Origin of the sequence: Bariatricus sp. HCP28S3_F11, from assembly GCF_052065395.1 — a bacterium.
Classification (GTDB): Bacteria; Bacillota; Clostridia; order Lachnospirales; family Lachnospiraceae; genus Allocoprococcus.
Map to the genome: position 1 here is coordinate 1 of NZ_JBQHUC010000018.1, position 15,868 is coordinate 15,868.

16 protein-coding genes, 1 tRNA gene and 1 pseudogene are annotated in these 15,868 nt (G+C 42.6%); 15 read left to right on the top strand and 3 right to left on the bottom strand.

Features of this window, described 5'->3' with window-relative positions; all coding sequences use genetic code 11:
• Nucleotides 1-103: 103 nt before the first annotated feature.
• Nucleotides 104-463, top strand: a pseudogene (locus ACTNBR_RS09500) (group II intron maturase-specific domain-containing protein); the annotation flags it as partial.
• A gap of 87 nt (nt 464-550) precedes the next feature.
• Here ACTNBR_RS09500 and ACTNBR_RS09505 read toward each other — a convergent pair.
• Complete coding sequence (locus ACTNBR_RS09505) at nt 551-1,606, bottom strand: cell wall hydrolase (protein WP_441017879.1); 1,056 nt, start codon at nt 1,604-1,606, stop codon at nt 551-553.
• A 142-nt stretch (nt 1,607-1,748) separates the two neighbouring features.
• Between ACTNBR_RS09505 and ACTNBR_RS09510 the strand changes: the two genes are divergently transcribed.
• From ACTNBR_RS09510 to ACTNBR_RS09530, 5 genes are all read left to right on the top strand, one after another.
• The gene (locus ACTNBR_RS09510; protein ID WP_441017881.1) at nt 1,749-2,618 is read left to right on the top strand and encodes a Cof-type HAD-IIB family hydrolase; all 870 of its coding nucleotides are present in this window, start codon (nt 1,749-1,751) and stop codon (nt 2,616-2,618) included.
• Nucleotides 2,619-2,645: 27 nt separating this feature from the next.
• Complete coding sequence (locus tag ACTNBR_RS09515) at nt 2,646-3,464, top strand: undecaprenyl-diphosphate phosphatase (protein ID WP_427807831.1); 819 nt, start codon at nt 2,646-2,648, stop codon at nt 3,462-3,464.
• 153 nt (nt 3,465-3,617) lie between these two features.
• The gene (locus ACTNBR_RS09520) at nt 3,618-4,391 is read left to right on the top strand and encodes a basic amino acid ABC transporter substrate-binding protein (protein WP_427807829.1); all 774 of its coding nucleotides are present in this window, start codon (nt 3,618-3,620) and stop codon (nt 4,389-4,391) included.
• Between the two features lie 24 nt (nt 4,392-4,415).
• Nucleotides 4,416-5,111, top strand: a complete 696-nt coding sequence (locus ACTNBR_RS09525) for an amino acid ABC transporter permease (RefSeq protein ID WP_427807827.1) — start codon at nt 4,416-4,418, stop codon at nt 5,109-5,111.
• Nucleotides 5,101-5,844, top strand: coding sequence for an amino acid ABC transporter ATP-binding protein (locus ACTNBR_RS09530; protein ID WP_427807825.1), 744 nt, complete (start codon nt 5,101-5,103; stop codon nt 5,842-5,844). The genes ACTNBR_RS09525 and ACTNBR_RS09530 overlap by 11 nt, the downstream gene beginning before the upstream one ends.
• A 95-nt stretch (nt 5,845-5,939) precedes the next feature.
• Here ACTNBR_RS09530 and thiC read toward each other — a convergent pair whose 3' ends face one another.
• Nucleotides 5,940-7,250 (bottom strand): phosphomethylpyrimidine synthase ThiC, encoded by a 1,311-nt coding sequence (thiC, locus tag ACTNBR_RS09535; protein WP_427807823.1) that lies wholly within the window; start codon nt 7,248-7,250, stop codon nt 5,940-5,942.
• 394 nt (nt 7,251-7,644) lie between these two features.
• On the opposite strand from thiC, the gene ACTNBR_RS09540 reads away from it, so the two are divergent.
• Together ACTNBR_RS09540 and ACTNBR_RS09545 are read left to right on the top strand one after the other, a co-directional pair.
• Complete coding sequence (locus ACTNBR_RS09540; RefSeq protein WP_427818810.1) at nt 7,645-8,424, top strand: N-acetylmuramoyl-L-alanine amidase; 780 nt, start codon at nt 7,645-7,647, stop codon at nt 8,422-8,424.
• Between the two features lie 70 nt (nt 8,425-8,494).
• Nucleotides 8,495-9,160, top strand: coding sequence for a sigma-70 domain-containing protein (locus tag ACTNBR_RS09545; protein ID WP_441017883.1), 666 nt, complete (start codon nt 8,495-8,497; stop codon nt 9,158-9,160).
• Between the two features lie 51 nt (nt 9,161-9,211).
• Here the strand turns inward: ACTNBR_RS09545 and ACTNBR_RS09550 are convergent, their stop codons facing one another.
• Entirely contained in the window at nt 9,212-10,480 is a 1,269-nt protein-coding gene (locus tag ACTNBR_RS09550; protein ID WP_441017885.1) for an HlyC/CorC family transporter, read from the bottom strand.
• 142 nt (nt 10,481-10,622) lie between these two features.
• Here ACTNBR_RS09550 and murB point away from each other — a divergent pair, with 142 nt between their 5' ends.
• The 7 genes from murB (at nt 10,623) to fba (ending at nt 15,795) form a co-directional block, all read left to right on the top strand.
• Entirely contained in the window at nt 10,623-11,534 is a 912-nt protein-coding gene (murB, locus tag ACTNBR_RS09555) for a UDP-N-acetylmuramate dehydrogenase (protein ID WP_441017933.1), read from the top strand.
• Nucleotide 11,535: 1 nt separating this feature from the next.
• The gene (rapZ, locus tag ACTNBR_RS09560; protein WP_427818811.1) at nt 11,536-12,417 is read left to right on the top strand and encodes an RNase adapter RapZ; all 882 of its coding nucleotides are present in this window, start codon (nt 11,536-11,538) and stop codon (nt 12,415-12,417) included.
• 8 nt (nt 12,418-12,425) lie between these two features.
• Nucleotides 12,426-13,385 carry a DNA-binding protein WhiA gene (gene whiA, locus ACTNBR_RS09565; RefSeq protein ID WP_427807813.1) on the top strand — a complete coding sequence of 320 codons (960 nt, stop codon included), beginning with the start codon at nt 12,426-12,428 and terminating at the stop codon, nt 13,383-13,385.
• Nucleotides 13,382-13,645, top strand: a complete 264-nt coding sequence (locus ACTNBR_RS09570) for an HPr family phosphocarrier protein (RefSeq protein WP_427807811.1) — start codon at nt 13,382-13,384, stop codon at nt 13,643-13,645. Before whiA ends, ACTNBR_RS09570 begins: the two co-directional genes overlap by 4 nt.
• 123 nt (nt 13,646-13,768) lie before the next feature.
• On the top strand, nt 13,769-14,704 hold the full coding sequence (locus ACTNBR_RS09575) for a diacylglycerol/lipid kinase family protein (RefSeq protein WP_427807809.1): 936 nt from the start codon (nt 13,769-13,771) through the stop codon (nt 14,702-14,704).
• Between the two features lie 114 nt (nt 14,705-14,818).
• Nucleotides 14,819-14,890: transfer RNA gene (locus ACTNBR_RS09580), tRNA-Glu, on the top strand.
• Nucleotides 14,891-14,928: 38 nt separating this feature from the next.
• The gene (fba, locus tag ACTNBR_RS09585; protein ID WP_441017887.1) at nt 14,929-15,795 is read left to right on the top strand and encodes a class II fructose-1,6-bisphosphate aldolase; all 867 of its coding nucleotides are present in this window, start codon (nt 14,929-14,931) and stop codon (nt 15,793-15,795) included.
• Nucleotides 15,796-15,868: the final 73 nt, after the last annotated feature.

Here is a 15,868-nt window from a genome sequence, read left to right on the forward strand (position 1 = left end):
CTCATGCACGGTTTGAGGTGGCAGGCGATGGAAACGGAAACTACCGCGCCATCGCTTGACCCTACCCGAACATGCCCAGGTAGTGGGAAATGTATAGCCGAACAGCAAGGGCGTTAGCAACAGCTACAAAGTGGAGAAACTCAACCAACTCATCAGAGGGTGGATTAACTATTTCAAGATAGGAAGTATGAAAACACTCTGCAAAGAACTCGACGCAAACATTAGATTTCGATTGCGCATGTGTATATGGAAGCATTGGCAGAACCCGCAAACAAGAGAACGTAACTTGATGAAGTTAGGAATAGATAAGAAAACAGCTCACAAAGCGGCTAACTGTAGCCGAGCATATGCACATGTATGCAGTTGCGGAGCAGTTAATATCGCTATAACAAACAAGAGACTAACCTCATTTGGATTAGTCTCCATGTTAGATTACTACACCGAAAGATGTGTTACTTGTTAAATTGATTGAACCGCCGTGTACCGAACGGTACGCACGGTGGTGTGAGAGGTCGAGATTTCTCATTTAGAGAAATCTCTCCTACTCAATTTAAAAGAATACGTTTCCTCCTACAAGTACTCCGGCATGTCCACTCCAGGAAGCACGGAAGGAATAGCAGTCTTTAACAGCGGCGAGCCGCGCACCTCCAAGCGCATCCTGAGCAACCTGATAGCAGAGTGAAGCGGGACCTTTATTCAGTACCCGGTTCAGAGAGCCGTTCCAGGTAGGTGAGAACTGCCCCTTCTGGTAGATTACGCCGTAAAGTGTGTTGGGATAGCGATTGCTCTCCACGCGATTCATGACTACTGTGGCAACTGCGAGCAAAGCATCATAATCAGAGGATCCTGCCTCGCATTGAAGAAGAGCGGCAAATAAAACCAGATCATTTGTTTCGGCAGTGGTTGGCGGAACAATGATATTTCCGCTGCTGCCGGATGAATGCTGCTGTGACTGCTCTTTTTCTTTTAATGCGTCTTCCGCCGCAGTACGGGCTTCTTTGGCTTTTGCAAGTGCATCCGAGGAAGAGGCAAGTTCGCTGGACGTTGCTGAAATTGCAGAGTTTAATGCTTCTTTCTGATCATCCAGCTGGGTTTTCATCTTCTGGAGTTTTTCTTGTTCTTCTTTCAGTGAAACTTCTTTTGCTTTAACATTTTGATGTACTTCTTGTAATTCTTTAAGTTTTTCTCGGTCATATTCTGTGACATTTCGGACAAACTCTGTATTGTTTAAAAATTCCCCCATGCTTTGAGATGAGAATATAATTTCCAGAAGCGAAGTATTTCCAGCTTCATACATATATTTGATTCTCTTCTTCATTGCATCATACTGCATCTCTTCATTTACGCGGGCTGCGGCAAGATCGAGCTCCGCTTTCTTTACAGATGCATCTGTATCCTCAATTTTTGATGCGAGTTCTGAGATGTCCGAGCTTAAAGCATCCAGATCCTGATTTAAAGAGTTCAGCTTGTCTTCCAGATTAGAAGTCTGTTTTTCGAGACTCTCTACAGAATCTGTTGCGTAGATTACTGTATCGGCAGAGAATACAGTAATAGCGCAGGCAAGTGCAAAGCATGTCCTGGACAGCGCTTTTAACTTCTTTTTCATAACATATTTCCTTTCGTCAAAAATGAGTCTATAATATTATACTACAAATTGCTTTATTTAGCAAACTTTGTTATACTATGATATGAAAGTAAAAGAGCTGATATACAGGAAATCTTGAAAAATCGAGGAAAATGGAATAAAAATGAGTAAAATTAAAATGGTAGGTCTGGATTTGGATGGAACATTGCTGAATGACAGAAAAGAATTGACGGCGTATGCAAGGGATGTAATCTGCCGTGCTCTGGATGCGGGTGTAACTGTGCTTGTTGCAACGGGGAGACCGATTACAGGAATTCCAAAAGAATTGAAAGAGATACCGGGCATGCGTTATGCAGTGACTGCTAACGGAGGAAGAATTCTTGATATGCAGTATCAAAAGATACTTTATGAGAATCTTGTGCCATATGAAGATGCGATTCGGGTAGTGAAGATATTTGAAGAATATGACACAATGCGAGAGATTTATTTTGACGGGCAGGGATATGTGCAGGCGGATGAACTTGCAAAAATTGACCGGTATATCCTATCAAAACCGATGGCCGATTATATACGAAATACCCGTATCGTTGTTCCGAATCTTTGGGAGAAGATCATAGAAATGGATGGTCATGGCATGGATAAAGTGCATGCTTTATTTGCGAATACAGAGGAACAGAAGGCCGCGGCAAAGCGGATTGAAGATTGTGTGGATTCTCTTTCTATCAGCAGTTCTTTGGGAAGGAATCTGGAAATCAATGCGAAAGGAGTTAATAAGGGTGCAGGACTGCTTCGACTGGGAGAACTATTGAAAATTAAGGCGGAAGAAATAATGGCATGTGGCGACGGCAGCAATGATCTCGAAATGATTCGTATGGCGGGAGTAGGAGTTGCCATGGAAAACGGAACAAATGAGGTAAAGAATGCTGCTGACTACATTACGGAATCGAATGAAGAAGACGGAGCAGCAAAAGCGATTGAAAAAATCGTCCTGGAGCAGGTAATACCGAAGGATGTTTTTCATAGAATAAAATAAATACTGTGAGAGAAAAGAGGAAAAAAGATGTTGAATATTTTAATTGCAATTATTTTGGGTATTGTTGAAGGAATTACGGAGTGGCTTCCGATCAGCAGTACTGGACATATGATTCTTGTAGAGCAATTTCTTCATATGTCTGTATCTGATGAGTTTATGGAGATGTTCCGGGTGGTAATTCAGCTCGGAGCTATCATGGCGGTTGTGGTGTTATATTTCCATAAACTGAATCCGTTTTCGAAACGGAAGACGGCCAAACAAAGGCAGAATACACTGAATCTTTGGTCTAAGATTATTGTTTCTTGTATTCCTGCAGCTATTATCGGTTTCCTGTTTGATGATGTCCTGGATAAGTATTTGTATAATTATGTAGTCGTTTCGATTATGCTTATTGTTTATGGTATTGCGTTTATTGTGATTGAGAAGAGAAATGCACATGTGCGTCCGATTATTACGAAACTTTCGGAACTCCCATATACGGTAGCTCTTTACATAGGATTATTTCAGGTACTTGCGATGATTCCGGGTACTTCCCGTTCCGGTGCTACGATTCTGGGAGGACTTCTTCTTGGTACATCCAGGTATGTTGCAGCAGAATTTACATTTTATCTTGCGATTCCGGTCATGTTTGGGGCGAGTGCGCTTAAAATGATTAAGTTCGGACTGCATTACTCGGCAATGGAAGTGGCAATTCTTATCACGGGATGTCTGGTTGCGTTCTTTGTATCTGTTTTTGCTATCAAGTTTCTGATGTCTTATATCAAGAAGCATGATTTCAAAGTGTTCGGATACTACAGGATTGCACTCGGTGTGCTGGTGTTACTTTATTTTATTATCTGGGGCTAAGTGTGACGGATAAAAAACTATAATTCTGCATATTGAATAGAAAAAAGTGGTTGTTTATGCATATAAATGTATAAATAACCACTTTACTTTTAGAAAAAAAGTGATACAATAATACCAATGCGAAGTGTCTATGATAGAATGGAGGAAAAGATTATGAAAATGAAAAAATTAGTAAGTCTTGCGCTTGTCCTTACCTGCGCTTTGACGATGACAGCTTGTGGATCTAAAAAAGAAGAAAATAACGGAGAAACAAAAGAAGAGACCGAAACCCTGATTATGGCTACAAATGCTGAATTCCCACCGTATGAATATTATGAAGGTGATGATATTGTGGGAATCGATGCAGAATTTGCAGCAGCGATTGCCGAAAAACTCGGGATGGAACTGAAGATTGAAGATATGGCATTCGATTCTATTCTGTCTGCTGTACAGAGCGGTAAAGCAGATCTTGGTGTTGCAGGCATCACGGTAGATGATACGAGAAAGAAACAGGTAGATTTTACAGACACATATTATACCGGACGCCAGGTTATTATTGTTACGGAAGGAAGTACGATTGCTTCTCCGGATGACCTTGCAGGAGATAAGATCAAGATCGGTGTTCAGCAGGGGACAACCGGTGATATTTATGCAACAGATGATTATGGTGATGAACATATCGAGCGTTACAACAAAGGTATGGAAGCAGTACAGGCTCTGGCGCAGGGAAAAGTAGATGCTGTGATTATCGACGACCAGCCGGCAAAGACTTTCGCAGAACAGGTGGAAGGTTTGAAAATACTGGAAACAGAGTATGTGGAAGAAGATTATGCAATGGCAGTAAAAAAAGGAAACGATGAGCTCCTTGAAAAGGTAAATGCTGCGATTAAAGAATTAAAAGAAGACGGAACTTTTGATGAAATTATTTCAAAATATATCACAGATTAGTGGATAGACAGATTGGCGGGAACCATGATGGGTAGTTTACAAGAACGTTTTTATACGAATTTTATAGAAGACAGCAGATGGCATTATATCGCAGATGGACTGAAGGTTACATTAGTTGTAACCTTCTGTGCTGTAATAATCGGTGTGGTATTGGGATTCCTTCTTGCCATTGTACGTTCGACATATGATAAAACCGGACGCATGAAAATACTGAATGCTCTTTGCCAGGCATATATTACGGTGATTCGTGGCACGCCGGTAGTTGTGCAGCTTTTGATTATTTATTTTGTTATTTTTGGAAGCGCAAGAGATATAAGCAAAGAACTGGTTGCAATTCTTGCATTTGGAATGAACTCCAGTGCGTATGTGGCTGAGATCTTCCGTTCAGGAATCATGTCTGTCGATAACGGACAGTTTGAAGCCGGACGAAGCCTGGGATTTAATTACCGGCAGACAATGTTTTACATTATTATGCCGCAGGCATTTAAGAATGTACTACCGGCGCTCGGAAATGAATTTATTGTTCTGCTTAAGGAAACTTCGGTTTCCGGATATATCGCTCTTCAGGATCTGACGAAGGGCGGCGACATTATCAGAAGCCGTACATTCGATGCATTCATGCCGTTGATGGCAGTGGCGCTGATCTATCTGATTATGGTGATGATCTTCACGAAACTCGTGAGTCTGCTGGAGAGGAGGCTGAGAAACAGTGATCACTAATGGAGAAGTTTTAATCCGTGTTGAAGGTCTCCGCAAGAGCTTTGGCGATTTTTATGCACTAGATGGAATCAATGAAGAAATTAGAAAAGGTGAAGTGGTTGTGATCGTGGGGCCTTCGGGTTCGGGAAAATCTACATTTCTCCGTTCGTTGAATCTGCTTGAGGTCCCAACAGAAGGACACATTTATTTTGAAAATGTAGATATTACGGACAAGAATGTGGATCTGGACAAACACCGTCAGAAGATGGGAATGGTATTTCAACATTTTAATCTTTTCCCACATAAAACGATTCTGGAAAATATTACACTTGCTCCGATCAAGCTTTTGAAAAAAAGCAAAGAGGAAGCAGAAACAAGAGCTATGGAGCTTTTGAAACTTGTTAATCTTGAAGAGAAAGCGAATTCTTATCCTTCCCAACTTTCAGGAGGGCAGAAACAGAGGATTGCAATTGTGCGTTCGCTGGCAATGGATCCGGATGTGATGCTGTTTGATGAACCGACTTCAGCTCTTGATCCTGAGATGGTAGGAGAGGTACTGGAACTTATGAAACAACTCGCCAGAGACGGCATGACTATGGTAGTCGTCACGCACGAGATGGGATTTGCGAAAGAAGTGGGAACGCGTGTTCTTTTTGTGGATGAAGGAAAAGTGAAAGAACAGGCTGAACCGGAAGAATTCTTTGAGCATCCGAAGGATGAACGTCTGAAAGAATTCCTGTCAAAAATCCTTTAGAATTCTGAAAATATATTTCATATGAGCGTTTTTTACTGCTGTCGGGAGGATTGTAGTGGTTCAGACAATCCTCCCGACAGTGATATCTCTGTGTATTACTCGTCGAAAATGCTTACAATCTCACCGTCAAGGATACGATTGGTATTCTTGACAGCACAGAAATTACCGCACATACTGCAGGTGTCTTCTTTTTCCGGTTTTGCCTCGGCACGGTAACGGCGGGCTTTTTCCGGATCCATGCTCAGTTCGAACATAGCTTCCCAGTCAAGGCGCTTTCTTGCTTCACTCATCTTGTAATCCCAATCAGCAGCTCCTGGAACTCCTTTGGCAATATCAGCAGCGTGGGCCGCTATTTTTGCTGCGATGATTCCTTCTTTTACATCGGCTGCGTTCGGAAGACGAAGATGTTCTGCAGGTGTTACGTAGCAGAGGAACGCAGCGCCGGCTGCAGCGGCGATTGCGCCTCCGATCGCAGAGGTTATATGATCATATCCCGGAGCAACGTCTGTTACAAGAGGTCCGAGCACGTAGAACGGAGCACCATGGCACAGTGTTTTCTGGATTTCCATATTTGCTGCAATCTGGTTCATCGGCATATGGCCAGGGCCTTCGATCATTACTTGAACGTCTTTCTCCCATGCACGTTTTGTCAGTTCTCCAAGCGTGATCAATTCTTCAATCTGTGCAGTGTCTGTAGCATCTGCAATACAGCCGGGACGGCATGCATCACCGAGACTCATAGTAATGTCATATTTCTGACAGATATCGAGAATTTCATCATAATGCTCATAGAACGGATTTTCCTTTCCGGTCATTTCCATCCAGGCGAACATGATAGATCCACCGCGGGAAACGATATTCATAAGACGTTTGTTCTGCTTAAAGCGGGCAGCAGTAGCACGATTCATTCCGCAGTGAATGGTCATAAAGTCCACACCGTCTTCTGCGTGCATGCGCACGATGTCCAGCCATTCTTCAGAAGTGATCTGGCCGAGGGCTTTATGATAATAAACGACAGCGTCGTAAATCGGCACAGTTCCGATCATAGCCGGACAGGTTTCTGTCAATTTGCGGCGGAAAGTACGGGTATCGCCGTAGGAACTGAGATCCATGATTGCTTCGGCACCCATATCAACTGCAGAACGGACTTTCTCATATTCCATATCCACATCTTTCCAGTCGCGGGATACGCCCAGATTTACATTAATCTTGGTGGTCAGCTTGGCTCCGACACCGCTCGGACTTAAGCTGGTATGTTTTTTATTGCATGGAATGATTACCTCTCCTTTTGCAATCAGTTTTCTTAAATCCTCCACATCCATATGCTCTTTCTGAGCAACAATTTCCATTTGTGGGGTAATGATGCCTTTTCGTGCGGCATTCATCTGTGTTGTGTAATTTGACATCTCGTTTTCCTCCTTGTTTTCAAATATGAAAATGGCGCCGGAGGTATCCGGCTTTGGTTACCTGAATAGGAAAACTCCTATTCACCGCGGCAGAAGGTGGTGCCCCCAATCGGTCGCGGTGGGTGCCTTATGGAATAAAGCTATTATAGAACAAAAAAACTGCGGTACACCAACCGGTATCGCAGTATAAAAGCAATTTGTTCCCTACGTTGGCATTATCCAAATCAGGTTATGGGTTAAAGCAATACAGCTTACTCTCAGCCTGCTTCTGCAAGCACCCCGTGTTTACTTGTCTATTGTAGCACTCTGATGGAGTGTAGTCAAGAGAAGGGGCGAACGAGGGATGGCATTTTGCATATATTAATAAGGAAAAGATTTCTTGTGAGGAAAAGAAATGCCGTATTCAATTATGCTGGATGCAGGACACGGTGGGGAAGAGCCGGGAGCAGTCTATATGGGACGACAGGAGAAAGATGATACTTTGAACCTTGTACTTGCTATTGGTGAGATTTTACAAAATAACGGAATTGATGTAGAATATACGAGAACAACGGATGTTTATGAGAGCCCATATCAGAAAGCGATGGAGGCAAATGAGGCAGGAGTGGATTTCTTCATATCAATACACCGAAATTCCAGTCCAATTCCGAACCAGTACATGGGAGTGGAGAGCCTTGTATATGATCTTTCCGGCATCAAATATGAGATGGCAAAAAATATCAATGCCCAACTGGAAACGGTAGGATTTGTTAATCTTGGAGTGCAGGCACGTCCTAATCTGGTGGTTCTTCGGAGAACGCAAATGCCGGCGGTTCTGGTGGAGGTCGGATTTATGAATTCAGATACGGACAACAAACTGTTTGACGAAAATTTTAATGATATTGCATCGGCGATTGCAGATGGGATCATGGATACATTGAATGTAGGAACGACCGGACAGACACAGCCGGATACAGAGCTGCGGGTACAGGTAGGGGCTTTTCGAAACAGTGTTTACGCAGAGAGATTGCTTAGGGAGTTGACAGAACAGGACTTCCCGGCATATATTGATGATAAGGGACAATTTGACAGGGTACAGGTGGGAAGATATCGGACACTGGATGAGGCGGCGACTATGGAGCGGCGACTGAAAATGGCGGGGTATCCTACGGTTATCGTGAGTATCCCGTTATAGAGTATGAAGCGTCTTAGAAGATCGATATACAAAGAAAAAGGATAAAATGTTAAAGCTGGAGGAAATAAATATGGCGGAAAAGTTACAATTTCGTGAGAAACTGACAGGAATTCTGAAGATATGCGAATCAAAAGAAAATGTGGTTTTGAAAGAGGAGGTGGAGGCATTTTTTCAGGAAGATAACCTTACACCGGAACAGATGGAACTGGTATTTGATTATCTGTTGTCTCAGAGAGTTATTGTAAAGGGATACGTGAAAGCCGGGGGCAGCGTGATCGCTGCGTCCGGAAAGGAAGGAAATTCGGTATTCAGCAGTGAAGAAGAACAGTATCTGGCAGTATATGAGAAGGAACTACAGGTGATGAAAGGGGACGAGCCGTTTGCTGCGTTGCTGCCGAGAATTGTAGAGATGGCAAAAGAAATGCATCGCCCGGAAGTGTTTATTGGTGATCTGATACAAGAAGGAAATATGGGGATGATGTTGGCGGCAAACCAGACGGAAGAAGAAGAAACGATGCTCCTTATGGCGCGTGAAAGCATGCAGGCCCTTCTGGAATCACAGACGGAGATGAAGCTTCAGGATCGCAAAATGGTAGAAAAGGTCAATAATCTGGATGATCAGATTAAAAAGCTGACGGAAGAAATGGGGAGAAAGATCAGTGTAGACGAGTTGGTGGAGCTGATGGGAGTAAGCGAAGAAGAAATTGAAGATATTCTGCGGCTTGCAGGTGAATAAAAGTATGAAAAAAAGGTCCGTCAGGACCTTTTTTCATACTATATGATAAAATTATACACTTTCTTTGGAAGATGGCAGATAGAGATGGACTTTCTCAATCCGGTTTTTGTCCAATTTTTCAACAACCATCCGGATTCCGTCTTCGGTAGTGACTTCGTCATTTTCTTCAGGAAGTCGGTCAAGACGTTCAATAATAAAACCGCCTACGGAATCATAATCTTCAGATTCAAGACGCAGATCCAGGCTGTCATTCAGATCATCCAGATTGGTAGAACCTTCCACAATATATTCAAGCTCGTTTATGGCGACAATATTTTCTTCTTCATTCTCGTCATATTCATCGTGAATCTCTCCAACGATTTCTTCCAGAATGTCTTCTAATGTAATCAAACCGGCTGTTTCACCATATTCATCAAGGACGATGGCAATGTTGAAAGAAGCCTGACGCATTTCCACGAGAAGCTCGGAAATGTTTTTATATTCATATGTGAAATATGCCTCGCGAAGAATATCCTGTATGTGAAATTCCTTTTTGTTGTTGTCGAAAAGGAGTAAATCCTTCATATTAATGGTGCCTACTACGTTGTCTTTCGACTCGGAATATACCGGAAGACGTGTAAATTTGTCTTCGCGGAATAAGTGGATTAATTCCTCGTAAGTGCTGTTGACATCTGCAAAAGTTACATTAACTCTGGGAACCATAACGTCTTTTGCTTTAGCGTCTCCCAGATCAAATACATTGTAAATCATTTCTTTTTCTTCTGATTCAATCACGCCGTCCTCATGGCTGACATCGACGATCGTGCGCAGTTCTGTCTCTGTCATTGCATCATTTTTAGCATTCGGATCAACTTTCAGCAAGTATAATACTCCGTTCGATAAAATGTTAATCAAGAAAATGACCGGTGTCATCACCTTAATGAAAACGCGGATGAACGGTGCATAGAGCAGGGAAAACTTTTCGGCGTGGATGGTAGCCATTGTCTTTGGAGTAATCTCACCAAAAATCAAAATAAATACGGTCAGAAGAGCACTTGCGAATGCGACGGCTGATCCGCCGAGGCTATATGCCAGGGTCGTGGTCAAAGAGGCGGCTCCCAGGTTGACAATATTATTGCCGATCAAAATTGCACTCAACATTTTACTGGAATTCTCTGTTATCTCCAGTACGGTGACCGCGCGCTTGTTGCCTTCATCTGCCAGGGCGCGCATTCGTATTTTGTTTACAGTTGTAAGTGCTGTCTCTGCGGAAGAAAAGAATCCGGAAAGAATCAGCAGAATGAATAAGATTATTATTTGCGTGACGTCACTCGAGTCCACAGTGTAAATCAACTCCTTTATAAATTGGTATTTGTTATCCAATATAACGCATTTTCGGGCATTTTGCAAGAGCGCATTGAACTCAAGGAAAATTTAGTGTATGATTAATAGGATTGAAAACGAAGAGAAGCAGGAGATTGACATGAAAAGTAAATTTGAAAATGAACTGTTTACACTAATAGATAAAGAAAGAATTCTAAAAGACGAACCAATGAAGAATCATACGACATTTCGGATTGGAGGTCCGGCGGATTATTTTATAAGACCGAACAATGCAGAAGAAATCGCATTGATAATCGGACTTTGCAGACGGGAGAAAACTCCTTATTATATAGTAGGAAATGGGAGTAATCTTCTTGTGGGTGACAAAGGATGTCGTGGAGTGGTGATCCAGATTTTCAAATCGATGAATCAGATCGAAGTGTCGGACAATATGATTGCTGCGGGAGCAGGAAGCTCGCTGGCTCAGATTGCATCTGCTGCACTGGGAGCCGGATTGACCGGGTTTGAATTTGCTGCCGGGATTCCGGGTACCTTGGGAGGAGCTGTTGTCATGAATGCCGGTGCTTACGGAGGAGAGATGAAAGATGTACTGGTTTCTGTGGATGTCTTGACGAAGGAAGGTAAAATTCTTACTTTGCAGGCTGAAGAGTTGAAGCTGGGATATCGTACCAGTATTGTCCCGACGGATGGGTATATTGTGCTGTCAGCCAGAATCGCTTTAAGCGGTGGGAAAAAAGATGAAATCAGGGCAAAAATGGAAGAACTCCGGGAAAAAAGGGTCACAAAACAACCGCTGGAATATCCGAGCGCGGGAAGTACATTTAAAAGACCGGAAGGCTACTTCGCCGGTAAACTGATCCAGGATGCCGGATTGAAAGGATTTTCGGTCGGGGGTGCTCAAGTGTCAGAAAAACATTGTGGCTTTGTGATTAATACGGGGAATGCAACGGCAGCGGATGTGCAAAGCCTGATTGGAGAGGTGATTGACCGAGTCAGGAAAACGACAAACGTGACATTGGAGCCGGAAGTAAAACAGATTGGAGAGTTTTAGGATGAGATTCGTGATTGTGACGGGGATGTCAGGAGCGGGAAAGAGTACCACATTAAAAATGATGGAAGACATGGGATATTTTTGCGTGGATAATATGCCAATTCCGTTGATGTCAAAACTTACGGAACTGTTTATGGTGCCAAATGGAGAGATTAATAAAGTTGCGCTTGGACTTGATATCCGAAGCGGACAGAATCTGGATGAACTGGAAAATATCCTGAATGAGATGGATCTCGCTCAAATCCCGTATGAGATCCTGTTTTTAGAGGCACGGGATGAAACATTGATCAAACGATACAAAGAGACGAGAAGAAATCATCCGCTGGCTGGCGCGGGACGAGTAGAAAAGGGAATTGCATTAGAACGGCAGAAAGTGGGATTCCTGAAAAAACGCGCAAACTATATTCTGGATACCAGCAGGCTCCTTACGAGAGAATTAAAGGCAGAACTAAGTAAAATATTTGTTGAAAACCGTGAATATAAGAACCTTTATATTACCGTTTTGTCATTCGGATTTAAATACGGAATCCCAAATGATGCGGATCTGGTTTTTGATGTCAGGTTTCTTCCGAATCCGTATTATATAGACGAGCTTCGCCCGCAGAGTGGGAATGACAAGCCTGTTCAGGAGTATGTGATGAATAATGAGCTTGCCAGAGAATTTTTGGAGAAGCTGGTAGATATGGTTCAATTTTTGATGCCGAATTATGCGGCTGAAGGGAAGCATCAGCTAGTGATAGCAATTGGATGTACAGGAGGGAAACACCGTTCTGTTACAATTGCAAATGCTTTGTATGACAGATTGACTGTAACGGAAGAAGATTATGGATTAAAGAAGGAACACCGAGATCTGGCTAAAGATGCTGTGGTGAAAGCAAAGTAGGAGGAAAAATGTCGTTTTCGGGAAATGTAAAAGAAGAGCTTTCGCATCATTTGGGTAGTGCCAGGCATTGCCGTATCGCCGAAACTGCTGCAATCATCAGTATTTGCGGCGGGGTTATGATTGACAGTAGAGGCCGGTATTCTTTAAAAATTCATACAGAAAATCTGTCAGTTGCAAGAAAGTGCTTTACTTTATTAACAAAAACATTTAATATAAGAACTGATATCGCAATACGCACGAACCGTATGAAGGGAAGTGTGTCATATTATATCGTTGTAAAAGAGCATGATGCAGCACTCAGAATATTACAGGCGACGAAGTTGATCGATCAGTACGGAGAGGTTGAAGAAGAACTTTCTGTGGTGCGGAATATTGTAATTCAGGAGACGTGCTGCAAGCGAGCTTTTATAAGAGGCGCTTTTCTGGCATCTGGTTCCATGAGCGACCCGGAAAAGTCGTATCACTTTGAAATCGTATGCGCTACGAGAGAGAAGGCAGAGCAGATACAGAAGATTATGAAGTGCTTCGAACTGGATGGCAAGATCGTACTGCGGAAGAAATCTTTTGTAGTATACTTAAAAGAAGGTTCACAGATTGCGGATGTGCTTAACGTCATGGAGGCACATGTGGCATTGATGGAATTTGAGAATGTGCGCATCCTGAAAGATATGAGGAATACGGTGAACCGTAAGGTAAACTGTGAGACTGCGAATATCAATAAAACGGTTTCCGCTGCTGTTAAGCAGATCGATGATATAAGATATATACAGGAAACAAAAGGACTGGATAAGCTGCCGGAAGGATTGAAGGATATGGCCCTTACAAGACTTACATATCCGGAGGCATCTTTGAAGGAACTGGGAAGTCTGCTGACCCCGCCTGTTGGTAAGTCAGGCGTGAATCACAGATTGAGAAAATTAAGTGAAATGGCAGAAGAGTTAAGGACAAAGCAAGGAGGAGCATTATGATTAAAAAACCGATAACGATTCAATTGTCAGAAGGATTAGATGCCAGACCGATTGCGCTTCTTGTTCAGGAAGCAAGTCAGTATTCAAGCACAGTGTACATAGAAGTTGCTGACAAGCAGGTCAACGCAAAGAGCATTATGGGCATGATGAGTTTACGGTTGACCCCAGGTGAAGAGATTACTGTTGTAGCCAACGGGGCAGATGAAGAGGAAGCAGCGAAAGGAATCGAAACATTTCTTGTCAATGTAAAGAATAAATAAGTAATCTGGAAAAGGCATGGATAGCCATGCCTTTTTTTAAATGTTTGCCCAACGTCTGTAGAAATGATTCGGCGGACTGCCTTGGGGTGGAGAGGAAGGGGAAATGGATCAGGAGGTGTCTGTATGAAAAAAGCATTATTCATTTATAATCCGAATGCAGGAAAAGAACTTTTGAAGCCGAAACTGTCGGATATTCTTGACATTATCGTAAAAGCAGGATATGAGGTGGTGGTCTATCCGACTCAGAGCTATAAAGATGCGTACAGAAAGGTTGTATCCTTTACTGAAAAATATGACAGGGTTATTTGCAGCGGAGGAGACGGAACGTTAGATGAAGTTGTGACCGGAATGATGGAGAGAACAGAAAAAGTGCCGATTGGATACATTCCTACCGGAACTACAAATGATTTTGCTAATAGCCTTCATATTCCGAAAGATTTGCTTCAGGCTGCAGATACTGCAGTCAGCGGAGCGGAGTTCGGATGTGATATCGGAAAATTTAATGACGATGTATTTGTGTATATTGCAGCTTTCGGCCTGTTTACGGATGTTTCTTACCAGACAAAACAGGAGATGAAGAACATTCTGGGGCATCTTGCATATCTTCTTGAAGGAATGACAAGGCTTTTTGATATTCCATCTTATAAAATCAAAGTATCGCATGACGGAGAGGAATTTGAGGATGAATTTATTTTCGGAATGGTAACAAATTCGCGTTCAGTCGGTGGATTTCGCAATATGATCGGGAAAAACGTCATATTTGATGATGGGGAATTTGAAGTAACACTGATTAAAACACCGAAAAATCCGATAGCACTTCAGGAAATTATAGCAGCGCTTCTGATTAGCCAGATCGATACGAAATATATGTATTCTTTTCGAACCAAGGAAATCCATTTTGAGTCAGTGGAAGAGATTCCATGGACATTGGACGGTGAATTCGGAGGAGAGCATGATGAAGTGAATATTTATAATTGTCAGCGCGGTCTGACTATTGTCGTGCCTGCAAAAAGTGTAAAAGATCTGTCTTTAGAAGGAAGAAAGAAAAAGGAGAAATAGCCTGCGAAAACGGGGACTTTCGCTATTGAAACAGTAAAAAAAGTAAAAAAATAAAAAAAACACTTGTATATTAGTGGAAAATGAGATACAATAAGCGAGTGAGGTAAATCACCTGGCCCCCTGGTCAAGCGGTCAAGACGCGACCCTCTCACGGTCGAATCAGGGGTTCGATTCCCCTGGGGGTCAGCCTTTTTTAATGCCATCAGAGAAGTGGAGGAATGAAAATGTTAGTATCAGCAAAAGAGATGCTTCAGAAAGCAAAAGCTGGACATTATGCAGTAGGACAGTTTAATATCAACAATCTTGAGTGGACAAAAGCAATTTTAACTGCAGCAGAGGAAACAAAATCACCGGTTATTCTTGGTGTGTCTGAAGGTGCTGGAAAGTACATGTGCGGATACAAGACAGTTGTTGGTATGGTGAATGGTATGCTGGAAGAAATGAATATTACGGTTCCGGTAGCACTTCATCTGGATCACGGCAGCTATGACGGATGTATGAAATGTATCGAAGCAGGTTTCTCATCAGTTATGTTTGACGGTTCTCATTATCCGATTGAAGAGAATGTCGCAAAGACAAAAGAACTGGTAGCAATTTGTGCTGAAAAGGGATTGTCTCTTGAAGCAGAAGTTGGAGCTATCGGTGGAGAAGAAGATGGCGTTGTTGGTATGGGCGAATGCGCAGACCCGAACGAGTGCAAGATGGTTGCTGACCTTGGAGTAGATTTCCTTGCGGCTGGTATTGGTAATATCCATGGAAAATATCCGGCTAACTGGCAGGGACTCAGCTTCGAAACTTTGGATGCAATCCAGCAGCTTACCGGAGATCTCCCGTTAGTGCTTCATGGCGGAACAGGTATTCCGGATGATATGATTAAGAGAGCAATTGATCTTGGTGTGTCTAAGATTAATGTTAATACAGAATGTCAGCTCGTATTTGCAGAAGCCACTCGCAAATATATTGAAGCTGGTAAAGACCTGGAAGGAAAAGGATTTGATCCTCGTAAACTTTTGAAACCGGGTTCAGAAGCAATTGTTGCTAAAGTAAAAGAAAAAATGGAATTATTTGGCTCTGTGGGAAAAGCTGAATAATCATTTGGAAAATGGACAAGGATGTCCTATGAAAAATGGTATAAAAGGAGTTTTGCTTAACTGCAAGACTCCT